Here is a 23,464-nt window from a genome sequence, read left to right as displayed (position 1 = left end):
ATCATTCGGGTGGCCGCTCCGGTTCGGATCGACTGGGTGCAGCTCTGTCGGACAGATGCGAGCGCCTCCTAGGAGGCTTGCAGTCCCAGGTTTTTTTCAATTTTGGCTTTTTGCCGCAAATGATGGCGGAAATGCATTTCGATCAGCGCGAACCATTCCGCAGCGTTCAAATACCCGAAGCGCGGATGCGGTACTTTGCGGTCCTGCGGAACGGCTTGCAGCGTCGATTCAACCCGCTTCAGCTCATCGGCCAGCCGCAGCAGTTGCTCGCGGACTTCCGCCTTGCTTTGCGGATTGGCGGGCGTATATTGCGCTGACGGCGGCACCTTGATATCGACGTTCGGCATGCTTCCCTGCTCGAATATCATTTGGCCGACATCGGTTTTCCCCTCGGAGGTTTGCGCGTCCTCGCTTTTGCAAAGCTCGACATTTCTTAGCTGCATGTAAAAGGCGGCCCCCAGCAGATGCACATACATTTGACCGAGCGACCAGTTCGTTTCACTGGGGTTAGCCAAAAAATCCTCCTCGCGGTACCCGTCCAGATCCCGGATGTAATCGCCGATCGTTTGCTCCAAGCTTGCCACAATTTGTTGAGTGTTCATCATAAGTATCTGCTCCTTTAGAATCAAGTTTCTTCTAATATAGCAGATCGTTACTGACACCGTTATGTCAGTAACGAAAAAGGCCCGGCACGCAGTGCGGCGTCGCATGACGGAGGTCAACCACATTGGAATCTGTCCGATGAACCACGTGAAGGTATATATAGCGGAAGCGGCAATATATGCAGTCATTAGTCACCCGGTATGCACAAAAGTAACACCGCCCGCCAGACTCACAGGGCACATTCCCGCCTGAGAGCCTCGCAGACGCGGGCATCCAGGACTTACGCGGCTTCCCGCTATGGCCCTTCCGCCGCTTCCTCATAGACCGCAACCATTTTGAGAGCCTCATCCCGTATCCGGTACGCCAAAGACGCCGGCTCCAGCACCCGGGCGAGGTGGCCCCAGCCAAGAATCCACTCCAGCACGTCCTCCTCCTGTCTGGCCCGCAGCGTAACCAAAATCCCCTCCGCCGTCTGTTCCATATGCTCGGAGTAGAAGCAGCGGCTCTCTTTCAGCCTTTCGAACAGCGTTGACGGGAACAGCACCTTCACACTCAGACTGCGGTCATCCGCCATCGTATATTCCCGCAGATTGAAATCGGCCGGCAGCGCAAACGCCTCGTCCAAAACTTTCAAGTCCCGCATCCGGTCGAGCCTAAAATGGCGTATCTCCTGCCGGAGATGACAGTAAGCGACAAGCACCCATGCGGTCGCATTGAAGACGAGCCCGTACGGATCGGCCTCGCGGTCGCTTCCGACCCGTTCCGCGGCTCCGGGCGCTTTTTTGTAATAGCGGAAGCTGACGCGGCGGCAGCCGGCAATCGCTTGCCGCAGCCCATGCATGATTTCGCTTAGGGCCGCATCTTTGTGCAGCGGCCTTATCGGGAGGAAGCGCATCCGGGAGCGCAGCAGCTCCACTTCTTCGCGGACGCGGGCAGGCAGCACCTCCTCCATCTTGGCCTTCGACGACTCGGCGTGCCGGCGGTACTGCATGTCCAGATGGTTCATCACCAAATCGCTGCCCAGCAGCATAACCGCCGCTTCATCGCTGCTGAAAGTAAGCGGAGGCAGAAAATAGCCCTCCATCAGCGAATAGCCTTGTCCGGTCGCCCCGACGACAGGCACCCCGGCTTCGCTGAGAGCCTGCATATCGCGATAAATCGTTCTTACGCTCGTTTCAAATAGCTCCGCCAAATCTTCGGCGCGCACTGTTCCGCGCCTCTGCAGCTCAAGGACGATGGCCAGCATCCGATCGGTCCGGTTCATCGACGTTCCTCCGCCCCGAACATCCAGCAGCTCAGGCTCAGCGTGCCCATCTGCAAGCTTTGGTGCAGCAGCTTCGCCCTGCGCGCAGGTTCCGCCGCGCCTAACGCCAGCAGCAAAGGCGCCAGATGCCCCTCCGCCGGCACCGCCTCGCGGGCCCAAGGAGCTCGCTGCACATAGTCGAACAGCGCTTCCAGATTCCACGTCTCCAACTGTTCAGCCAGCCATTCGTCGAACTCCAGCGCCCATCGCTGCGGGGAATTGTTTTTTCGATCCAGCCTGCGCAAATTGTGCACCGTGCCACCGCTTTCAGGATCAGCACCTGCCGCTCCCTGAGCCCCGATATGGCCCGTCCGATCCGGTAATGCTCCTCCGGCGCGAGATTCGGGTTCACCGACAGCGCCACGACCGGAATCGACGCATCCGGGTACATGATGCGGAGCGGCGACCAGACCCCGTGATCCAGACCCCTCCGGTCGTCCAGCCCGCAAGCGATGCCTTCGTTCTCGAACAGGCTCTGTATTTCCAAGCTGAGCGGTAGACTCCCCGCGGCGAGATAGCGAATTTGATATAGCTCCTGCGGAAATCCGGTAAAATCATGCATCGTCTCCGGCCGGGCCGCCGCACCGACCCGCTGCACGCCGCTTTCCCAATGGGCGCTGAACACGACAATTGCCTCGGGCCGCGGCAGGCTTGCAGCCAGCTTTTGCAAAAAATCGGTATACGCGTTTTGCTCGTTAGCCAAGCCCGGCTCCCCGTGCGCTATAAAAAAAGAAGGCAGCATCGCCCAACCCCCTTATGCCTCAATCCTGATTTTCCTCTATCATAACTTACTTTATTCGCGATTTCATTAGGCCGATGAGGCAGCGGACGAAAACGGCAAAGGGCCTGACCCGCAAGCTGCTTGAATTATAGCGAATCGGGGCGATCTAAACCTTTCGTTCCCTGAATGGGGTCCCGCCAGCAGAATGACGTAAAACCTACGCTAAGATATTATTTACCATAAAAAATGCCGAATCCCTTACGCTAAGGAACTTCGGCATTTTTCTTGACAATTACTTAATAGGGGTCTCCCCGCCAACATTTTAACGCTAAAAAATATACGCTAAGCCTTCGGATACGCCAGGCTTGGCGTTTTTTTATAATCTAAGGATTGTTGTCCTTGCTACCAATTTCAACATACACTTGGATGTATTCGCTGTTTCCGTTCTGATAAGGTTTCTAACATTGCAAATGGCAAACGAACAACAAATAAAAAAGGATCACTCCTTTCTTGAATCCTCAAAATTGAGGAGTGAAGAAGAGGCGATCCCTTACTTACTTTTATTTCTTACTCATATGCATTTCCCGAAAGATACGCGGTGGCCGATCCACCAGTTTGTACAAATATGCAACGATTAATACCCCAAGGAATGTTAGAGAGTTTTGCTGTTAGCCAAGTGCCACTGCTAGGATACTCTCCATCAAAACTTTCACTAATACCCAATTGTACAAAGGAAGTTTGACCAGATAATTTAGCAGCAATGCCATACTTCACCTTCAAGTTAGTTTTGCTTGGGGAAGATGGCGAAATTACTTGCCATCCCATAATGGAAACATTACTTTGAGTAGTTGCAAAAGACTGCCCAGAAAAGTACGTAATCAGACCGTATCCAGGTGCATCATTGAGATAGTATGAGCCGGGAATAGAACTTGAAAATACCGTAGAAGCTTGTTTATTCGCGCTACTACCAGCAGTCTTGTCAACCTGAGCTTTACCTACCTCTACAGTCCCGTATTGATCGGAACCCGGAACCAAATTATAGGTAATGGATTCTTCTTTTACTTTATAAGTTCCGTTATTATTAATCACGCTGTACGGTGTAACAGGAAGTGTACCGAACTCCTCATATGTCAATTCAACCGATAACTTGACATTGTCTACATCCGAAGCGTCCTTCGATACAATCTTAAAGCTTTTCAGAGGGATGCCGTCTGCAGTACCTGCAACGCTTTGATTTACGATATTTTGGAAATAATCATTCGCAGCCTTTAAAGCTGCTTTTTCCGATTTTTCTACCGCTGAAATCGTAATTGCCTTTTCGGTTGCAGAGTCATTGTTAATTTCAGCAGCACTTGATACTCCAGCAAAAACAGTAGAAGCCAGAGCGATTGCCGAAACCATAGCGAACATTTTTTTCATACCTTCGATTCTCTTCTTTTCAATTACTTGTATTTTTTACATATATTTCATTCTACACCAGGCAATTAAAATCCTTTTTTTGGATAAAAAAATATTTTGATTATCCAACTAGCTCAGGATAGGTAATCGTCGTAGACGAAAGGCAACAATGAACTAGCCTGTTAAATAACTCGCTCTTGACCTCGCGACGGTTGAATCGATAACAAAACTCATCCAGATACGCTTGAAGGTGCTTAGGATCTAAGCCGTGGTAGGTACCACCAATAAAAGCTTTCGTATTTGAGATGATCGTGTGGAGCCACTTTAGATGATCTGGATTTTCTTTCAGGTCGTACTTTCTGGCTTCATGGTGGAAGCCATTTTTGGCCAAAGCTTGGTAAGAACGATATCTATCGCTGGGAATTGTTGATCCGGCTTCAATGTACGTAGTTGCAAAGTCAGTGAGCGTCGTTCCTTTGATGTCAGGAATGACCTGCATCTTTAGGTATTTGGGGCAGCCCTTCTTGTCTAGGATAAAGCTACAAGCACGGTAGTTTGTTCGGTGCCGCGCCCGCGTTTACCGCCTTCCGTGGGCGCTCCGAAAAAAGCTTCGTCGAGTTCTATGATGCCAGCAAGAGTATAGGCAGCATCACGTCCCATCGCCTTACGAACTTTGAGCTGAATCGTCCAGGCAGTCTGATAGACAATGCCGAGTTCGTCGGATAAGTAAGTAGCCGAGACGCCACGTTTGTCTTGGGCGATCAAGTATACGGCCCAAAACCATTTGACCAAATCCATTCTTGTCTTTTCGAAAATCGTTCCGGCGATCACGGTTGTTTGGTGTTGGCAACCCGTACACTCGTAAAGAGGTAAATTACGAGTCTTAATTTCGTAAACCTTCCGGTGCTGGCATTTCGGGCAGCGATATCCGTCAGGCCATTTCATCTTGAACAAATGCTGATGGCAAGCTTCCTCCTGATCTAACTGAGCTAACTGGATAATTAAAAAATATTAATGTAATTATTGGTGTAATCTAATACAAATACAAATATAAATATTTATGGGATTGTATGGGTAGAATTTGAAATATAGAAACATTTAGGTTATCGTTAATTAAGAGAAGCGTCACTTTCAAGAGAGGAGGGAGAGTTCATGCTGAGTACAACGAGACTGGTTTTTTTATCAAGTATGATGCTGATAATTGGTACTGTTCTATTCAATTGCATTACAACCGTAGCCTCTTCAGATGATGGGGAGCACATTAAATCAGGCGTCGTTGCTATTTCAAACCAAAAACCTGTGTGCATTAAGGATGCTATTCCAGATTCTCCGACTAACGGAACCACATACTGCACCGAAAATGTTATTCGGCACTCAGACGGCTCGATAAGCGTTCCGCCAGCACCGGGATAAAAAAACAAAAGCCATCCCGCCCGTACAATACATCTTGGCCCACGCTAGTTATTTTTTTGGCTTCTGGGGAGTAGATAGGCATAATTCGTTTGTCCCACATACGCTATTCGTCGCTAGATTAGCTTCAGCTGAAGCGACGAAGCAGCTAGGGCGACCGCCAACATTTTAACCAAAATATTCGCTAAGGGACGTTTAGACTCACGAACAGCGGACTTTTCCTACTCTAAGCCGAATGTCCGCTAATGCCCAGCGTATAAAACGGTCAAAATGTTGGCACAACCCCAGCTAGGCTCAAATAGCAAAAAATGGCCAGTCCGTCATACAATAGTACGACAAATACTCACCAGAATTCCGCGGCGCTCACAGAGGGGTCTACCTTCTGAAGCGCCTTTATTATTTTTGTTAGTGAAGAGCTCCGCGGCCACTCCACCCGTACCGTTAAACAATACCAAGCAAGGTCTCATCGATCAAAATGGCACACCTATCTCCTGTATGGGACCATTAAATATTTCAATCAAACGGAACCCAAAAATAACTATCAAGCAAGATAAGTTATAACCACCCCTCTCCGGTAATCAAATACAAGGACGCGAAAATAAGAGCTTAGCTTATATTTTCGCTAATTATCTTTACTGTTGCATCGGCACACGTGTTTAGAATCCGATGCAGCGAGGCTCATTGTCAAGGCGAATACGTTGTTTACATGTCTTCGCTGTACAATCCCTTGATGATCAAGGGGTTTCTAAACACAATTTTAGATAACGTTAACTAGGGGCAATACAAAATTCCAGATAATGTCTCAGCGTGGGTTTTCCGTCATTCTGCTGGCGATACCCTTGAATGGCCGAAATTATCCATACCCATCTGCATGAAAACGCTTCGTTCTGCTCACACTATGCATAGGTTAATTCTGACTGGTGTTCGTATATGGATTCAGGCCTTGGTCAGGATTTGGGTTCGTTTCGGATATGGATTTGGGCTCAGGTCGGGATTCGGGTTCGGATATAGATTCAGGTTCGGGTTTGGATTTGGATTAGGTTTCGGGGAGGCAGCGGATGGATACATTTTGGAGCTGGATCGCACGTCACTGGATATCGATTGCCTTGATCGCAGGGGTGTGCTTGGCGATATATTTCGTGTATAAAAACAAAGACAAACTGCTGACCGGCAGCAGTGACAAATGAACTTCGTGCTGCCGCAAAACTTGTCCGCTAAAGCATCACTGGCAACCGCGCGCATCTCCTGACGTACGGTGCAGCGTCACGCGACGGTGGTCAACCACATCGCACACAGAAAACCTGCACATGTACATCTTTTTAAACCCGGATGAGCGCCTGGCAAGAAAAATACCCGCAGATGTCAGGCTGTTGAGAAAACGTACATTGTTGAGGGGCGCTTCGCTATAAGACGTAGAAAACCTGCCAAGTGTAACGTAGGCGACAGCCGGAGTGGTGATTGTAACTTTTCTGTAAACATCAGATTGTTGCTCAAGTGATGGGTTAGAGGAACCAACGGAGGCACAGCCGCTCTTCCCCAATCGATCCCTCTACTGCATAGGTTACGAAGCTGAAGTGGTGGGAGTAAGGCGGTTTGGCAAGGTGAAAACCTGCAAAAGTGCAGGTTTTTTCCGTAAAGATGGTTCATTTTCGCGAAAAGCCTGCGATTGTGCAGGAATTTTCGGTAAAAATGAATCTGAGCCCATGTTCACGGCGAAAAGCCTGCACTATTGCAGGAATTTGTCGTGGACAGCGTATCCGTCGAGCAAAAGATGTACTTTTGCAGTTTTTTTCGTGCGCGACCAGGCAGTTTGTGCGACCGCCCTGTCGTGGGGGGTTTTAGGCAGCAGGTTTGACCGCTTAAGCTCGGGGCTTCGTCCCGTCATAAGCGAAATTCCTGCTTTTTTGCAGGCTATGCTGGCAAACCGGCCAACAACCTGCATGTGGTCGACCGACCGCCGTCATGCAGCGCAACACCGCGCGCTGGGAGCTGCGCGCGGTGCGAGAGAATTTTGCATGGTTGTGTGCTGCCAGGCAACCAGTTGCCAAGCTGCCAAACTGCCAGTCCGCCAGCTGCCGGGACCGCCAAGCCCCTTCGAAGCGGTGCCTTCAAAATCGGCTTCTTTTTTGCTAATTTTCAATTAGGTAGGAATTTGAGCATGCATTTTGCAATAGCCCTGCTCACTGTTTTGGGCGCCTGGCGCTACGGCGACTACAAGCAGTGGAAGCAGTACCATTCGACAATGCTGTATATTTTGGCGGGCGGACTGCTGTATGAATATTTAACCACGAACTGTACGCTCTGGGCTTTTCACCCCGATTTCCAGTTAAGTGAGTTGTGGACCGTGACCGTGTACGCAGCCGTCACGATGCCGCTAAGCGCTCTCATTTACTTGTCGAACTATCCCGCCGGGCCGATCCAACAAGTCATCTACATCGCCAAATGGATCGCCATCTATGCGGCCGCCGAATGGATCTTGCAAATTCTCGGCGAAATTTGGTATGAGCATGGCTGGAACTACTGGTATTCCGTCCTGTTCGACATCGTGATGTTCCCCATGCTGCGCTTGCACCATACAAGACCGCTGCTGACGTATTTGCTGTCCGTTATAATCATCGTCATCCTGATGTGGTATTTCAAAATCAGTCCCCCTTGATCGTCCCGGCCCGTGATTTGTTTTTGGCATACAACCAGTTATAATAACCGGCATGCTTGATCTCATCGGTCATAATTTCAAATATCGCATCGCGAAATTCCGAGCGAATGTTCAAGTAAATCGTGCGATACTTTTCAAAAGCTTTCAATTCCCCAAGCAGCGCCTTTTCAAGCCCTTCAACATAATTGGTCACGTGTTCGGCCGGCTCCGTTTCTTCTCCCCCCGGAGGAACCGTTCCCGTAAGCTGAGCATAGATGCTTCTGAACATCCGTCTATGCTTTCTTTCATCGTCCCGGATGCCGGCTATAACCGCTTTTTCTTGCTGCGTCGGAGCCATGCGGATGAGCGTATCATAAAAAAGCTCGTCGTTTCGTTCTCCCGCAACGGCTTCGCGAATCAGCTTAAGAACCATTTCTTCGTTGCGCGTAAAATATTCCAGATAACCTTGATACGGTGTATAAGCCGGCGCTCTGTATGCATAATACATCCCGAATAACTCCTTTGAACGAACATTTTTACAACAGAATATTCGCCTAATCCAAATTGGTTCCTCGGCATGAAAAAACAGCCCTTTGCCGCAATGCGCAAAAGACTGTTTGACGTTATGCTTATGATTTCAGTGCGTTCAGCGCCTTCATGGCGATGTCCGTCCGGTAATGCTTGCCGTCGAAATGAATGCGGTCCGCGTCTGCGTATGCTTTTTGGCGGGCTTCCGCGATATCTTTGCCGAGGCCCGTAATGCCCAGCACGCGTCCGCCGTTCGTGACGACTTGTCCGTCTTTCAAAGCCGTGCCCGCGTGGAAAACGATAGAGTCCTGCACTTGATCCAGGCCGCTGATCGGCAGCCCTTTCGGATACGCGGCAGGGTATCCTTCCGATGCCACGATCACGCATACGGCCGCTTCGTCGCTCCACTCGATCGGCTGCTCGGCCAACGTTCCGTTATTGATCGCCAGGAAAATATCGAGCAAATCCGTCTTCAGCCGCGGCAAAATGACCTGCGTCTCCGGATCGCCGAAGCGCGCGTTGAACTCGATCGTCTTCACGCCCTGCGGCGTAAGGATCAAGCCCGCGTACAGCACGCCTTTGAACGGCCTGCCTTCCTTCACCATCGCATCCGCCGTCGGCTGCACGATGTTGTCGATAGCCTCCTGCACGATCTCCTGCGGAATGTGCGGCAGCGGCGAATACGTACCCATGCCCCCTGTATTCGGGCCCTGGTCGTTATCGAACACCGGCTTATGGTCCTGCGAAGGCACCATCGGGCGAACGACCGAGCCGTCCACAAAAGCAAGCAGCGACATCTCCTGGCCGGTCAAAAACTCCTCGATCACCACGCTGGCGCCGGATGCGCCGAACACCTGATCGACCATGATGTCGCGTAGCGCAGCTTCCGCCTCCTCCATCGTGCGGGCTACCGTCACGCCTTTGCCTGCCGCGAGGCCGTCGGCCTTGATCACGATAGGCGCCGATTGCGTGCGCAGGTAGGCGAGCGCAGGCTCGAAAGCGTCGAACGACTCGTAAGCCGCGGTCGGGATATTGTACTTCTTAAGCAAGTCCTTCGTGAACACCTTGCTGCCTTCGATAATCGCAGCGTTGGCCCGCGGCCCGAACGCCGCGATGCCTTTCTCTTCCAGATGGTCGACGAGCCCCGCCGCAAGCGGATCGTCAGGCGCGACCATCACGAGGTCGATTTGCTGCGCCTTGGCGAATGCGCTGATCTCCTCGAACTGCAGCTCCGTAATCGGCACGCATTCGGCCAATGCGGCAATCCCGCCGTTGCCCGGTGCGCAGAACAGTTTACTCACTTTCGGGCTTTTGCTCAAAGCCCAGACAATCGCGTGTTCGCGGCCGCCCCGGCCGATAACCAAAATACGCATCGTTCGTACCCCTCTCGAAAAAACCGCGAATGCTCGCGGTCTGCCCCCGGTGGGCCAAACCGCAAGCATTCCTGCGGGAATTAGTGTTTAAAATGACGCACGCCGGTCGTTACCATGGCGATTCCGTTCTCATTGGCAACGCGGATCGATTCCGCGTCATTGATCGAGCCGCCGGGATGAATGACGGCGGTAATGCCCGCTTTGGCCGCCAATTCCAGCGTGTCGCCTTTCGGGAAAAACGCATCCGACGCCATGACGGCGCCCTTGGCTTTGTCGCCCGCCTGCTCGATGGCGATTTTCGCCGAGCCTACGCGGTTCATCTGTCCGGCGCCGACGCCGACGGTCATGTCGTCCGCTGCAAGCACGATCGCGTTGGACTTCACGTGCTTGACGACTTTCCAGCCGAACAAGAGCTGCTTCAGCTCGGCTTCGGTCGGCTTGCGGTCCGTAACGACGGTCAGATCGGCCTCGGTCAACTGGTAAGCATCGATATCCTGCACCAGCATGCCGCCTTCTACCGTTGTAATGACAGGCTCAGGCACACGCGCGCCTGCTTTATCCAAACCGCTTACTTTCAGCAGGCGGATGTTTTTCTTTTTGGAAAGAATGTCCAGCGCTTCCGGCGCAAAATCCGGAGCAATGACGATTTCCAGGAAAATTTCGTGCAGCAGCAGGGCAGTCGCTTCGTCAATCGTGCGGTTCGCCGCTACGATGCCGCCGAAGATCGACGTCGGGTCCGCTGCGTACGCTTTTTGGTAAGCTTCGAGCACGTTCGCTCCGATCCCTACGCCGCAAGGGTTCATATGCTTGACGGCCACCACCGCAGGCTCGCTGAACTCTTTGACGATCAGCAGGGCGCTGTTGGCGTCGTTGATATTGTTGTACGACAGCTCTTTGCCGTGCAATTGCTCCGCCGTCGTAATATTGCCCGCAGCCGCATTGGGCTTACGGTAAAAAGCCGCCTTCTGGTGAGGGTTTTCTCCGTAACGGAGCTCCTGTACTTTTTCATAAGTAACGGTGTAACGCTCCGGATAAGGCTCTCCTACCTGTTTGGACAAGTAATCGGAGATAAGGGCATCGTAAGAGCCGGTGTGGCGGAACACCTTTGCCGCCAGACGTTTGCGGGTATCCAGCGTCGTATCGCCGCCGGCGCGCACTTCCTCCAGCACACCCGCGTAATCGGCCGCGTCCACGACAACCGTTACGAACGCATGGTTTTTGGCTGCCGAGCGGAGCATCGTAGGCCCGCCGATATCGATATTTTCGATCGCATCCTCGTAAGTCACGTCGGGCTTCGCAATCGTCTGCGCAAAAGGATACAGATTCACGACAACCAAATCGATGTAATCCAGTCCGAGCTGCTTCATGCTCTCCCGATGCTCTTCGTTGTCGCGAACGGCGAGCAGGCCGCTGTGTACGGCCGGATGCAGCGTTTTCACGCGGCCGTCCATAATTTCCGGGAACCCTGTAACTTCCGAAATGCCGATAACCGGCACCCCTTTGTCCTTCAACAAGCTTTGCGTGCCGCCTGTGGAAATAATTTCCACACCCAGCTTCGCCAGCTCGCCGGCAAATTCCACGATTCCGGTTTTGTCCGACACGCTGATCAGTGCTCTTTTGATAGCCACTTTGCTTCCTCCCAGTATTTGTTGATTTGAAAAATTCCATTTCTCTCCGTTCGGCTCCCCGCCAACACTGCCGCAACCACCGCTGGGCAGTCCGCTACTTCCGTACCGTCACTTTGCGCCCGTCGATGGCCACCCGGCCCTCGCGAAGCCAGCGGATCACCTGCGGCAGCAGCACATGCTCGGCTGCATGAATCCGCTCCGTCAAAGACTCCGCCGTCTCATGCTCATGAATTTCCACGCTGCGCTGGGCGATGATCGGGCCGGAATCCAGCCCTCCGTCCACAAAATGCACAGTCACGCCCGTCTGCTTCACCCCGTAATCAATAGCCTGCTGAATCGCGTTCACGCCCGGGAACGACGGCAGCAGCGAAGGATGAATGTTGATCATGCGGCCGTAATAAGGAATGACCAGCACATTCGTCAGGATGCGCATGTAGCCCGCAAGCACGATCAAATCCACCTGCCGTGCCTGAAGCTCCTGCAAAATCATAGTCTCGTACGCCTCGCGGCTATCGTATTCTTTGGGACGGAATGCAAGCACAGGCACCTTCGCTTCCTCGGCGCGCTCTACGACAAACGCCTGCGGGCGGTCACAGACAAGAAGCTCGATGCTGACATCAAGCTTCCCCTTTTGCACCTGATCTACGATTGCCGCAAAATTCGAACCGCTGCCGGAAGCGAATACCGCAATACGGTATGGCTGCATTACACTTCAGCTCCTTGGAACGTCACGACGCGGCTTCCTTCGGTAACGACGCCGAGACGGTAAGCCTTCTCGCCCTGCGATTCGGCAGCCTGAACGGCTTTCTCCGCATCGTCCGCGCTCACGATAACGACCATGCCGATGCCCATGTTGAACGTGCGGAACATGTCGTTGTTGCTGATGCCGCCCTCACGCTGCATAAGCTGGAAAATCGGCAGAATCGGCCAGGAGCCGTATTCGATCTGTACATTCACGCCTTCCGGCAGAACGCGCGGAATATTTTCGATGAAGCCGCCCCCAGTAATGTGCGCCATGCCCTTGATGCCCACTTGCTCAAGCATCGCCAGCACCGGCTTCACATACAGCTTGGTAGGCTCAAGAAGCACGCTGCCGAGCTTATCGCCAAGCTCTTCCACATGATCTTGGAGCGAGTACCCTTTGTCCTCCAGCAAAAGCTTGCGCACAAGAGAAAACCCGTTGCTGTGCACGCCGCTTGAAGCCAGGCCCAGAACTACGTCTCCGGGACGGATGGTGGAGCCGTCGATGATTTTTTTCTTGTCGACGATTCCTACGGTAAAGCCGGCAATGTCATACTCCCCCGAGGCATACATGCCGGGCATTTCCGCCGTTTCTCCGCCGATCAGCGAACAGCCGGACTGCGCGCAGCCGTCGGCGATCCCTTTGACAATCGCTTCGATTTTCTCCGGCACGACTTTGTCGCAAGCGAGATAATCGAGGAAAAATAAGGGCTCGGCGCCTTGAACGACGATATCGTTCACACACATAGCCACCGCGTCGATCCCGATCGTATCATGCTTATCCATCGCAAAAGCGATTTTCAGCTTCGTGCCCACTCCGTCCGTACCGGATACGAGCACAGGCTCTTCGTATTTGTCCTTATTCAGGCTGAACAGCCCGCCGAAGCCGCCGAGGTCGGTCATCACTTCAGGCCGGAACGTCCGTTTGACATGCTTTTTCATCCGTTCTACGGCTTCGTTTCCCGCCGCGATATCGACTCCAGCTTTTTTATAAGCATCCGACACTTCGTTTCCACTCCTTTGATTTATAAAATCGGGAGGCCGGACGCTCGTCCGAACAGCTCTCCCGCTGCCCGGCCGTCCCGCCGAAACTTTAAGCCGCCAAGTCGGACAATTAGTCGCAAGCACAGCCCACTTTGGTTGTATCGACGATTTCCGTCGGATAATTGTTGTTGAAGCACGCCATGCAATAGCCGCTTTCTTTGCCCGCCGAGCCTTGGCCGATCGAATCGAGCAGCCCCTCTTGCGTAAGGAAATGCAGCGAATCCGCATTGATCGCTTTGCGAATCTCCTCAATGGAGTTCATGGCCGCGATCAGTTCCTTGCGTGACGGCGTATCGATGCCGTAATAGCAAGGGTTCATAAAAGGCGGCGAACTGATCCGCACATGCACTTCCGTCGCGCCCGCCTCGCGCAGCAGGTTGACGATCCGCAAGGAAGTCGTGCCGCGCACGATCGAGTCGTCGATCATGACGACGCGCTTGCCTTCCACGACTTTGCGGACGGCGCTCAGCTTCATTTTGACGCCCTGCTCGCGCAGTTCCTGGCTCGGCTGGATGAACGTCCGGCCGGTATAGCGGTTTTTGATCAGTCCGAGCTCGTAAGGAATGCCCGTCTGCTCGGCAAAACCGATCGCCGCGGAAATGCTCGAATCCGGCACGCCTGTCACAACATCGGCGTCGACGAACGATTCCATCGCCAGTCGTTTGCCCATCCGCTTGCGCGCGGAGTGGATGTTGACCGTATCGATGTCGCTGTCCGGCCGCGCGAAGTAAATGTACTCCATCGCGCAGATCGCGCGCTTGCCGCCTTCCGCGAAGCGCTCCTCGTGGAAGCCGTCGCGGTCGAGCACGATCAGCTCGCCGGGCTGCACGTCGCGGAAATACGTCGCGCCGACAGCGTCGAACGCGCACGTCTCCGACGCGAACAAGTACGCGTCGCCGAGCCGGCCGATCATGAACGGACGCAGGCCGTTCGGATCGAGCGCGGCAATCAGCTTGTCCTTGGTCACGATCAGGAACGCGAAGCCGCCGATGACTTGCGCCAAGGCGTCTTTGACCGCGTCCACGATGTTATCGTGCTTCGAGCGGGCGATCAGATGCGCCATAACTTCCGTATCGCTCGTCGTTTGAAAAATCGAGCCTTGACGCTCCAGCTCCCGCTTGATGATGTTGGCGTTGTCCAAATTGCCGTTCGTGGCAATCGCCAAATCACCCTCGCGGTACTTGAACACGAGCGGCTGCGCATTCGCCAGCTTGCTCTCGCCTGCGGTCGAGTAGCGCACATGCGCAATCGCCGTCGAGCCGGTCAGAGGGGAAAGCGTCTCGCCCGTAAATACTTCTTTTGCCAGTCCCATGCCCCGGTAATAGTTAAACTGCTCCTTGTCGACCGTGCAGATTCCCGCGCTTTCCTGCCCGCGGTGCTGCAGGGCGTGAAGCCCGTAATAGCACAGCGAAGCGGCGTCAGGGTGACCGTACACCCCGAACACACCGCATTCTTCATTCAATTTGTCGAGCAGTCCCCCATGGCCGCCTGTACCTTCGTTGAAATACGCACCTGTCCAAAGCTCGTGCTGCCGCTCGCCCAATTGGACGATAGGGGCAGCAGGAAGCTTCAGGGCCCCGGTTTGAGTCTCCGCCACAGAAAGCTCGGGGTTTCGGGCTTCGAAACTCACTGCATTAGACATGGGATCGCATCCTTCCAGACCTTTTCCAGCTCGCTGACCGGAGACTGGATTTGCTGGCCGTCGTTGACGGCTATGCTCAGTTCTGTTCCCGTTACTGTTCCGATTTCCTGATAAGGCACGCCTTGCGAAGCGATCCAGTGTTTCAAGGCATCGGCCTTGTCCGGGGATGCCGTCAGCACAATGCGCGACTGGCTCTCGCTGAACAGCGCGAAGTCCGGACGAAGCTCGGTCTTGAACGTCACGTTCGCGCCGATGCGGCCGCTGATGCAGCTCTCGGCGAGCGCTGCGGCAAGACCGCCTTCGGACAGGTCGTGCGCGGAAGCGACGAAGCCTTCCTGGATTGCTTTCAATACGGTTTCCTGCAGGCGTTTCTCCACAGCCAGATCAAGCTCCGGAGGACGGCCTTCGGTTACGCCGTGAATGACATATTGGAATTCGCTGCCGCCGAGCTCCGCTTTCGTCTCGCCGAGCAGGATGATGATGTCGCCTTCATTTTTGAAGCTTTGTGTCGTGATGTGGTCGATGTCGTGCACAAGACCGACCATTCCGATAACCGGAGTCGGGTAAATCGCACCCTTCGCGTTCTCGTTGTACAGCGACACGTTGCCGCCGATGACCGGAGCGTTCAGCTCGCGGCACGCTTCCGCCATGCCGTCGGTCGCTTTCTCCAGCTGCCAGAAAATCTCGGGCTTATCCGGACTGCCGAAGTTCAGGTTGTCCGTAATCGCCAGCGGCTCCGCGCCGGAGCAGACGACGTTGCGCGCCGCTTCGCTCACGGCGATCCGTCCGCCTACTTCCGGATCGAGGTACACGTAGCGCCCGTTGCAGTCGGTCGTCATCGCCAGCCCCTTGCGGGTGCCGCGAATCGTCACGACCGCTGCGTCCGAACCCGGGCGCACCGCCGTATCCGTACGAACCATGTAGTCATACTGGTTGTACACCCATTCCTTGCTCGCCACCGTCGGAGACGCGAGCACGGCCTTCAGCGCATCCGTGAGCTCCGTTACCTCCGGGTAACGGGTCGTGTCGATGGATGCGTTCGCCTCGTAGTAAGCCGGCACCTTGCTTGGCTTACTGTACACCGGGCACTCGTCGACGAGCGCCCCTACAGGCATATCCCCCACGACCTCGCCGTGGTGGATCAGACGCAGGCGACCGTCATCGGTCACCTTGCCGACTTTCGCGCAGTGCAAGCCCCAGCGCTCGAAAATGCCTTTCGCCTGAGCCTCATGCTGCGGCTCAACGACGAACAGCATGCGCTCCTGCGACTCGGACAGCATCATTTCGTAGGCCGTCATGCCCTCTTCGCGCTGCGGCACTTCGTCCAGATAAAGCTCCATGCCGTTGCCCGCTTTGCTGGCCATCTCGGCGCTGGAGCATGTCAGCCCCGCCGCGCCCATGTCCTGAATGCCGAGCACGATACCGGAATCGATCAGCTCGAGGCATGCTTCCAGCACGAGCTTCTCCATGAACGGATCGCCCACTTGTACCGCCGGGCGCTTCGCTTCCGACTCCGCCGTCAGCTCCTCGGACGCGAACGTCGCGCCGTGAATGCCGTCGCGGCCCGTAGCCGGACCGACGTAAAATACCGGGTTGCCGACGCCTTTGGCGACGCCGCGCTGAATTTTATCGTGGTCGATCAGACCGACGCACATCGCATTGACGAGCGGGTTCCCCTCGTAGCTCTCGTCGAACATAACCTCGCCGCCGACCGTCGGAATACCGATGCAGTTGCCGTATCCGGCAATCCCCGAAACGACGTGCTCGAACAAATATTTCACGCGGTCGTTCTGCAATTTGCCGAACCGCAATGAATTCATCAGCGCTACCGGACGTGCGCCCATCGAGAAAATGTCGCGGATAATCCCGCCCACACCCGTCGCCGCGCCTTGATAAGGCTCGATCGCCGATGGGTGGTTGTGGCTTTCGATTTTAAATACGACCGCCTGGTTGTCGCCGATATCTACGATGCCTGCGCCTTCCCCCGGTCCCATCAGGACGCGCGGTCCCGTTACCGGGAATTTGCGAAGCACGGGCTTGGAGTTTTTGTAAGAACAGTGCTCCGACCACATGACGCTGAATACGCCGATCTCGACATAGTTCGGATTGCGTCCGAGAAAGCCGCAGATCAGTGCGTATTCCTCGTCGGTTACGCCCATCTGCTTGTATATTTTCTGCTCCGCGATTTGCTCGGCCGTTGGTTCCTTAGCGGATAGCTGCTGCGCCATGTTTCTCCCTCCAGGTGCTTAGAATCGATGTGAACATTCTCTTGCCGTCCGCCGATCCGAGCAGCTCATGAATGGCTCGCTCCGGATGGGGCATCATACCTACTACGTTGCCGGCTTTGTTGCAAATACCGGCGATATCGTCAATCGATCCGTTCGGGTTGTTGCCCGCTTCGTAACGGAATACGATCTGCTTGTTCTCCTGCAGCTCTTTCAACGTCGCCTCGTCACAGTAGTAATTGCCTTCGCCGTGTGCGATCGGAATATCGATCAGCTCGCCTTCGGCATATTCCCGCGTGAACGGAGTCGCATTGTTTTCCACCTTCAGCATTGCCTGATGGCAGCGGAACTTCATGCCGTTGTTGCGCAGCAGCGCTCCCGGCAGCAGTCCCGATTCTGTCAAAATTTGGAATCCATTGCAAATGCCCAAAATGTATTTGCCTTCTTCCGCAGCCTTCACCACGGCTTTCATCACGTTCGTAAATTGCGCGATCGCGCCGCAGCGCAGGTAGTCCCCGTAGGAGAAACCGCCCGGCACGAGGATGCAGTCATACCCCGACAGATCGTCCGCCGTATGCCATACATAATCGACCGGCTGCCCGATCGTATCTTCAACTGCTTTGTAGCAGTCGATATCGCAGTTCGATCCCGGAAATACAAGAACCGCAAATTTCATGACGCTCTCCTCCTTCATCGTTTTACGCCAGCTCGTAGCGGTAGTCCTCGATAACCGTATTCGCAAGCAGCTTTTCGCACATCGCTTTTACTCTCGCTTCAGCTTCCGCCTTGTCCGTCGTGTTCAGCTCCAGCTCCAAATATTTGCCGATGCGGACTTTGCCCACCTCTTCAAAACCCATCGAATGCAGCGCTCCTTGAACCGCCGTTCCTTGAACGTCCAATACGTTCTGTTTGATCGTTACATATACGGTTGCTTTCATTTCCTATTCTCTCCTCCTCGAATTGACTGCCCTCTGTTAGCCCTGACCGGCCACCCTCAGCATGATAATAATCGGGTCTGCTGCGTATGCGTTAATCCGCCAAACGGCGAAGAATTTCTTTGTACCTGCGGGACGTCTCTTCCACAACTTCGGCCGGAAGCTCGTCCGGCTCGCTGTTTTTGTCCCAGCCCGAGCCCGCCAAATACGTGCGCACCGGCTCTTTGTCCATCGAATCGATCTCGATATCGAGGGCATAATTGTCCTCCGCCCAGTAGCGCGACGAATCCGGCGTGAAAATTTCATCAATAATAATCAGTTCACCCGCATAAAAACCGAATTCGAACTTCGTATCCGCCAAAATAATGCCCTTGCGCTCGCATATCGCATGTGCCAGCGTGTACAGCATAATGCTTTTCTCCTGAAGCTCGTAGGTCAGATCCTCACCGATCAACTCACACATTTGCTGTACCGAAATATCCTCGTCGTGACCGACGTCGTTTTTCGCCGCAGGCGTGAAAATCGGATGCTCAAGACGCTGATTTTTGCGCAAGCCCTCGGGCAGCTTCCGGCCGTTGATTTCGCCCGTTTTCTCGTACTGTCTCCAGCCGTTGCCTGTAATGTATCCGCGAACGACGCATTCTACGGAGATCCGCTCCGCTTTTTTCGCCACGATAATCCGTTCCTTAAGCAGCTCTCTTGCCGCGGCATCGGGAATCACATCGCGCAATTGCTCCACGTCCGTGTGCACGATATGGTTGTTCATGTACCCGCTTGTGATGCCGAACCAATATTTGCTGAGCGAGTTCAGCACGTAGCCTTTGTCCGGCACGCCCGGCTTCAAAATGTAATCGAACGCCGAGATCCGGTCCGTCACCACGATGAGGAAATGTTCGCCCAAATCGTACAGCTCGCGAACTTTGCCTTTGTGCACCAAAGGCGCTAGGACGAGACCGGCGGCCGAATCCAAAATTGTGCTTGCCAAGAACAACACGTCCCTTCTTCTTATTTCAAACCGAGCCGGTCAAAAATCGTATCGACATGCTTCAAATGCCAGCTAGGATCAAAGCAATCGGCGATTTCTTCGGCGCTCAGCGCTTCCGTAATAACCGATGCGTTCTCCACGATTTCGCGGAACGAGCGCTGCTCTTCCCAAGCCTGCATCGCCCGCGGCTGCACCGTATCGTAAGCCTGCTCGCGGCTAAAGCCTTTGTCGATCAGCTTCGTCATCACGCGGCCGGAGAACGGCACATCGTACGTGCTGCGCATGTTGCGCTTCATATTTTCAGGGAACACGGTCAAATTTTTGATGATGTTGCCCAGACGGTTCAGCATGTAGTTGAGCAAAGTCGTCGCATCCGGCAGAATGATCCGCTCTACGGAAGAGTGCGAAATGTCGCGCTCATGCCAGAGCGTCACGTTCTCGTAAGCGGAAACCATATGTCCGCGGATCACGCGGGACAGCCCGGAAATGCTCTCGCAGCCGATCGGATTGCGCTTGTGCGGCATCGCCGAGGAGCCCTTTTGACCTTTGGCAAAAGGCTCTTCCACCTCGCGGAACTCGCTCTTTTGCAAAGCGCGGATTTCCGTGGCGAATTTATCGAGCGACGTCGCGACAAGAGCCAGCGTCGCCATGTATTCGGCGTGGCGGTCGCGCTGCAGCGTTTGCGTCGAGATCGGAGCGGCTTTCGTGCCCAGCTTGCCGCACACGTACTGCTCGACGAACGGATCGATATTGGCGTAAGTGCCGACCGCGCCGGAGATTTTGCCGTACTGGACGCCGTCCGCAGCAAAGCGGAAACGCTCCAGGTTGCGCTTCATTTCCTCATGCCAGAGCGCCATTTTCAAGCCGAAAGTCGTCGGCTCCGCATGCACGCCATGCGTTCTGCCCATCATCGCTGTATGCTTGTACTGGATCGCTTTTTCCCGCAAAATCCCGATGAAATTCTGGATATCCTTGTCCAAAATCTCGTTGGCCTGCCGCAGCAAGTAGCCCAGCGCCGTATCCACAACGTCGGTGGAAGTCAGGCCGTAGTGCACCCATTTGCGCTCAGGTCCGAGCGTTTCGGACACCGCTCTCGTGAACGCGATCACGTCGTGGCGGGTTTCCTGCTCGATTTCGTAGATGCGGTCGATGTTGAAGCTCGCGTTTTCGCGCAGCACCTTGACATCTTCCTTCGGAATCACTCCCAGCTCCGACCATGCTTCGCAGGAGAGAATTTCCACTTCCAGCCATGCTTTGAATTTGTTTTCCTCTGTCCAAATGCGCGCCATTTCCGGGCGACTGTAACGATCGATCATTGCCGTTCCTCCGTTTGTCTCATTTACTTACTTTCCCCAAATGCCAATGCGTTCTATCCAAGACAGCGCGTTTTGGACGTCTTTCGCCAGCACATTGATGTGTCCCATCTTGCGTTTCTCTTTCGCCTCATGCTTGCCGTACAGATGAACTTTGGCGCTGACGCCAAGCTCGCCGTCCTCCAGAAACCCGGGCTCGTCAATCCGCCTCAGCAGCGGCTCCACATGCTCGCCGAGCACGTTGACCATGACGACAGGCGTCATCAGCTCCGTCGAACCGAGCGGCAGATTGCAAATCGCGCGGACATGCTGCTCGAACTGCGACGTGCGGCACGCCTCCATTGTATAATGCCCGGAATTGTGCGGGCGCGGCGCAAGCTCGTTCACATAGAGCTGACCGTCCTTGGTCAGGAACAGCTCTACCGCGATCAGCCCGACGACGCCGAGCGAATCGGCGATGCGCATCGCCAGCTTTTCGGCTTCGCGCTGCACTTCTGCGGTGATTCTCGCCGGCACGATGGACAAATGAAGAATATTGTCCACATGTATATTTTCCGCCGCAGGAAAAGCTTTCACTTCCCCGAGGGGGCTTCTCGCTGCAATAACGGACAATTCCTTGTCAAAATGGATGAATTGTTCGAGCACAAGCTCCGTCTTCGCCCGGCTCAGCGTTTCGTAGGCTTCCCCGACCTCATCCAGAGAGCGAATCACCCACTGGCCTTTGCCGTCGTAGCCGCCGGTCGCCGTTTTGAGCACGCACGGCGTACCGAAGCGCTCCACAGCTTCCCGAAGCTGCCCGGCGCTTGTAATCTCCGCATAGGGCGCTACCGGCACACCGGCCGCTTCGATCGCTCTTTTTTCGCGCAGCCTGTGCTGCGTCGTATATAAAAGCTTGCTCCCCTGCGGGACGTAAGCTTCTTGCATCAAAATGTCGGTAACGTGCGCGTCGACGTTCTCGAATTCGTACGTAATGACGTCCGACCGCGCGGCCAGCCTTCTCGCCGCCTCCACATCGTCATAACCGGCCAAAATCTGCTCGTCGGCGACTTGGCCGCAAGGCGCGTCCTCCGTCGGATCGAGCGTAATAAAGCGATAGCCCATGTTCCGTCCGGCCAGAGAGAGCATGCGGCCGAGCTGGCCGCCGCCCAAAATGCCGATGGCGCCTCCCGGTTTAATGACTTTACCGTCTGCTCGTGTCATGACAGGTCACTGCTTTCGATTACGGTCTGCGCGATGCGCTCGCGGCGGGCTTTGATTTTCGCTTGCAGCTGCGGATCGAATGCGCCCAGTATTTGCGCCGCGAGCAGTCCGGCATTCGTCGCGCCGGCATGACCGATCGCCACCGTAGCAACGGGGATGCCCCCCGGCATTTGCACGATGGACAGCAGCGAGTCCAGACCGTTCAGCGTGGACGTTTTCACCGGAACGCCAATAACCGGAAGCTCGGTTTTGGCTGCTACCATCCCTGGCAGATGAGCCGCCCCGCCCGCTCCGGCTATAATCACTTGAATGCCGCGGCCTGCCGCCGACGCCGCATATTCGAACATAAGATCCGGCGTCCGGTGCGCGGAAACGACCTTTTTCTCATAAGGCACTCCGAGCTCCTCCAACATGTCGCATGCGTGCTCCATCGTTTCCCAATCCGACTGGCTTCCCATAATGACACCAACACGTACAGTCATGATAAACCTACTTTCTTCAATAATAGAGGCTGTCAGCAAACTAAAAAATGCCCAGGGCTAGAATGCACGATTCTACACGCTGGACAGCAAAAGAACCGAATGCAAAAAGACCATCATCTATCTATGGTTCCCGGCATTCGCATCCTCGTAGTCCAAAAATTCACGGTTTTTGGGTAGAAACTTTCAGGCCTTATCCCCGACATTATACGAGTCGATTCGACATCTTCAATTAGTGGGGAACTTGTTTCCCGCTTACCTAGTTTACTACCAACTAACGTGTCATGTCAATTTCAAAAAACGAACATTTTCCCGCACTTGCTTTTAAAAAGTTCGCGTTTTGGCGGCGATGTATAAAAAAATGAAGGCGGAATGAAATCATTCGTCAGTTCCATTAAGAAAAAGGGGGAATACTGGGATTATTACCAACAAAAAAACAAAACGATCACCCGACTAGCGACCGCTCGAACTCATCAACATATTTTGGCAAATAATTCGCGCAGCCCGAAGGCGATCACTCCCCCATGTTCTACTGCATTATACCATGCCGCATATCCCCCGATACAATCTTGTATGCACACCGATCAGACAGGGGGCGATTCCTCTATCGTGTAAATAAACTTGTCGGCCAGACTCTTGGAAACGTGAGAAAAAGTGGACCGGAGTGGGTGCAGTTGCCTGTAAAGTAGCTTGTCACGTGAAAACCTGCAAATGCGCAGGTTTTTTCTGTAAAAAGGGGGCATTTTGGCGAAAAGCCTGCAATTGTGCAGGAATTTTCGATGAAAATGAACCTGAGACCATGTTCGCGGCAAAAAGCCTGCACAATTGCAGGAATTTGTCGTGGCCGGCGTATCCATCGAGCAAAAACTGTACTTTTGCAGGTTTTTTTCGCGCAACCAGGCAGATGATGCGACCGGCTCTGGCGGGCGGGTTTCGGCCGGGCGGGTTTCCGCCGGGCTGGCTTCGGCCGCATGCCCTGCCTTGTCTTGCCGTGGTGCCTGCCCTGCCATCCCGTGCCATGGCATTCCTGTAAAGTAGCTTGCAGCGTGAAAACCTGCAAAAGCGCAGGTTTTTTCCGTAAAAAGGGTTCATTTTGACGAAAAGCCTGCAATTGTGCAGGAATTTTCGATGAAAATGAACCCGAGCCCATGTTCGCGGCAAAAAGCCTGCACAATTCAGGCTGTTGAGAAACCCCTGTTTGTTTACGAAAGCATAACGAATCATTTGGAAAAAAAGTATTTCAGGGGGGGAAATGAGGGTTTGAATGAGGTCTGTACCTCATCCTGCTTTCTTGGAGAGGT

General features: G+C 54.1%; 21 protein-coding genes, 2 pseudogenes and 1 riboswitch. Of the genes and pseudogenes, 3 read left to right on the top strand and 20 right to left on the bottom strand.

Translation table 11 applies throughout. The features are described 5' to 3' along the window. Positions 1–68: 68 nt before the first annotated feature. From AC3G2T_RS31445 to AC3G2T_RS31420, 6 genes and pseudogenes are all read right to left on the bottom strand, one after another. Positions 69–605 (bottom strand): DinB family protein, encoded by a 537-nt coding sequence (locus AC3G2T_RS31445; protein WP_488437974.1) that lies wholly within the window; start codon positions 603–605, stop codon positions 69–71. A gap of 293 nt (positions 606–898) precedes the next feature. Further along, positions 899–1,867: a helix-turn-helix transcriptional regulator gene (locus tag AC3G2T_RS31440; RefSeq protein WP_488437973.1), complete on the bottom strand. Its 969-nt coding sequence runs from the start codon at positions 1,865–1,867 to the stop codon at positions 899–901. Further along, the gene (locus AC3G2T_RS31435; RefSeq protein ID WP_488437972.1) at positions 1,864–2,160 is read right to left on the bottom strand and encodes a hypothetical protein; all 297 of its coding nucleotides are present in this window, start codon (positions 2,158–2,160) and stop codon (positions 1,864–1,866) included. The genes AC3G2T_RS31440 and AC3G2T_RS31435 overlap by 4 nt, the downstream gene beginning before the upstream one ends. Before the next feature lie 74 nt (positions 2,161–2,234). Beyond that, a pseudogene (locus AC3G2T_RS31430) lies at positions 2,235–2,648 on the bottom strand (DODA-type extradiol aromatic ring-opening family dioxygenase); the annotation flags it as partial. Between the two features lie 546 nt (positions 2,649–3,194). Further along, complete coding sequence (locus AC3G2T_RS31425; RefSeq protein ID WP_488437971.1) at positions 3,195–4,046, bottom strand: hypothetical protein; 852 nt, start codon at positions 4,044–4,046, stop codon at positions 3,195–3,197. A gap of 100 nt (positions 4,047–4,146) precedes the next feature. Continuing rightward, positions 4,147–5,027: pseudogene (locus AC3G2T_RS31420) on the bottom strand (IS1595 family transposase). Positions 5,028–6,493: 1,466 nt separating this feature from the next. On the opposite strand from AC3G2T_RS31420, the gene AC3G2T_RS31415 reads away from it, so the two are divergent. From AC3G2T_RS31415 to AC3G2T_RS31405, 3 genes are all read left to right on the top strand, one after another. Next, complete coding sequence (locus AC3G2T_RS31415; protein ID WP_488437970.1) at positions 6,494–6,622, top strand: hypothetical protein; 129 nt, start codon at positions 6,494–6,496, stop codon at positions 6,620–6,622. A gap of 414 nt (positions 6,623–7,036) precedes the next feature. Beyond that, positions 7,037–7,579 carry a hypothetical protein gene (locus AC3G2T_RS31410; protein WP_488437969.1) on the top strand — a complete coding sequence of 181 codons (543 nt, stop codon included), beginning with the start codon at positions 7,037–7,039 and terminating at the stop codon, positions 7,577–7,579. A 14-nt stretch (positions 7,580–7,593) separates the two neighbouring features. Further along, on the top strand, positions 7,594–8,091 hold the full coding sequence (locus tag AC3G2T_RS31405) for a CBO0543 family protein (RefSeq protein WP_488437968.1): 498 nt from the start codon (positions 7,594–7,596) through the stop codon (positions 8,089–8,091). Here the strand turns inward: AC3G2T_RS31405 and AC3G2T_RS31400 are convergent. The 14 genes from AC3G2T_RS31400 to AC3G2T_RS31335 all read right to left on the bottom strand — a co-directional run bounded on the left by AC3G2T_RS31400 (position 8,078) and on the right by AC3G2T_RS31335 (position 23,255). After that, on the bottom strand, positions 8,078–8,578 hold the full coding sequence (locus tag AC3G2T_RS31400; RefSeq protein ID WP_488437967.1) for a ferritin-like domain-containing protein: 501 nt from the start codon (positions 8,576–8,578) through the stop codon (positions 8,078–8,080). The genes AC3G2T_RS31405 and AC3G2T_RS31400 overlap by 14 nt on opposite strands. Before the next feature lie 121 nt (positions 8,579–8,699). Then, positions 8,700–9,971 carry a phosphoribosylamine--glycine ligase gene (gene purD, locus AC3G2T_RS31395; protein WP_474684605.1) on the bottom strand — a complete coding sequence of 424 codons (1,272 nt, stop codon included), beginning with the start codon at positions 9,969–9,971 and terminating at the stop codon, positions 8,700–8,702. 80 nt (positions 9,972–10,051) lie between these two features. Then, positions 10,052–11,599 (bottom strand): bifunctional phosphoribosylaminoimidazolecarboxamide formyltransferase/IMP cyclohydrolase, encoded by a 1,548-nt coding sequence (gene purH / locus AC3G2T_RS31390; protein ID WP_474684606.1) that lies wholly within the window; start codon positions 11,597–11,599, stop codon positions 10,052–10,054. Positions 11,600–11,693: 94 nt separating this feature from the next. Next, positions 11,694–12,305, bottom strand: coding sequence for a phosphoribosylglycinamide formyltransferase (gene purN, locus AC3G2T_RS31385; protein WP_488437966.1), 612 nt, complete (start codon positions 12,303–12,305; stop codon positions 11,694–11,696). After that, entirely contained in the window at positions 12,305–13,345 is a 1,041-nt protein-coding gene (gene purM, locus AC3G2T_RS31380; RefSeq protein WP_474684608.1) for a phosphoribosylformylglycinamidine cyclo-ligase, read from the bottom strand. Before purM ends, purN begins: the two co-directional genes overlap by 1 nt. A 109-nt stretch (positions 13,346–13,454) precedes the next feature. Next, complete coding sequence (purF, locus tag AC3G2T_RS31375; protein ID WP_488437965.1) at positions 13,455–15,026, bottom strand: amidophosphoribosyltransferase; 1,572 nt, start codon at positions 15,024–15,026, stop codon at positions 13,455–13,457. After that, positions 15,011–17,254, bottom strand: coding sequence for a phosphoribosylformylglycinamidine synthase subunit PurL (gene purL / locus AC3G2T_RS31370; RefSeq protein WP_488437964.1), 2,244 nt, complete (start codon positions 17,252–17,254; stop codon positions 15,011–15,013). The genes purF and purL overlap by 16 nt, the downstream gene beginning before the upstream one ends. Continuing rightward, positions 17,232–17,927, bottom strand: a complete 696-nt coding sequence (gene purQ, locus AC3G2T_RS31365; RefSeq protein ID WP_488437963.1) for a phosphoribosylformylglycinamidine synthase subunit PurQ — start codon at positions 17,925–17,927, stop codon at positions 17,232–17,234. Before purQ ends, purL begins: the two co-directional genes overlap by 23 nt. A 22-nt stretch (positions 17,928–17,949) precedes the next feature. Further along, positions 17,950–18,189, bottom strand: coding sequence for a phosphoribosylformylglycinamidine synthase subunit PurS (gene purS / locus AC3G2T_RS31360; RefSeq protein WP_188177107.1), 240 nt, complete (start codon positions 18,187–18,189; stop codon positions 17,950–17,952). A 91-nt stretch (positions 18,190–18,280) separates the two neighbouring features. Further along, the gene (locus AC3G2T_RS31355; RefSeq protein ID WP_474684612.1) at positions 18,281–19,171 is read right to left on the bottom strand and encodes a phosphoribosylaminoimidazolesuccinocarboxamide synthase; all 891 of its coding nucleotides are present in this window, start codon (positions 19,169–19,171) and stop codon (positions 18,281–18,283) included. Positions 19,172–19,191: 20 nt separating this feature from the next. After that, complete coding sequence (purB, locus tag AC3G2T_RS31350; RefSeq protein ID WP_488437962.1) at positions 19,192–20,487, bottom strand: adenylosuccinate lyase; 1,296 nt, start codon at positions 20,485–20,487, stop codon at positions 19,192–19,194. 27 nt (positions 20,488–20,514) lie between these two features. After that, on the bottom strand, positions 20,515–21,684 hold the full coding sequence (purK, locus tag AC3G2T_RS31345) for a 5-(carboxyamino)imidazole ribonucleotide synthase (RefSeq protein ID WP_488437961.1): 1,170 nt from the start codon (positions 21,682–21,684) through the stop codon (positions 20,515–20,517). After that, complete coding sequence (gene purE, locus AC3G2T_RS31340) at positions 21,681–22,166, bottom strand: 5-(carboxyamino)imidazole ribonucleotide mutase (RefSeq protein ID WP_488437960.1); 486 nt, start codon at positions 22,164–22,166, stop codon at positions 21,681–21,683. The genes purK and purE overlap by 4 nt, the downstream gene beginning before the upstream one ends. Positions 22,167–22,294: 128 nt before the next feature. Next, positions 22,295–22,396: riboswitch (purine riboswitch) on the bottom strand. Positions 22,397–22,856: 460 nt separating this feature from the next. Continuing rightward, positions 22,857–23,255, bottom strand: a complete 399-nt coding sequence (locus tag AC3G2T_RS31335; protein WP_488437959.1) for a hypothetical protein — start codon at positions 23,253–23,255, stop codon at positions 22,857–22,859. Between the last annotated feature and the right edge of the window lie 209 nt (positions 23,256–23,464).

Source organism: Paenibacillus sp. sgz302191, from assembly GCF_057749925.1.
The sequence above is the reverse complement of the archived record's forward strand: the minus strand, read 5'-3'. Positions and strand labels throughout refer to the sequence as shown.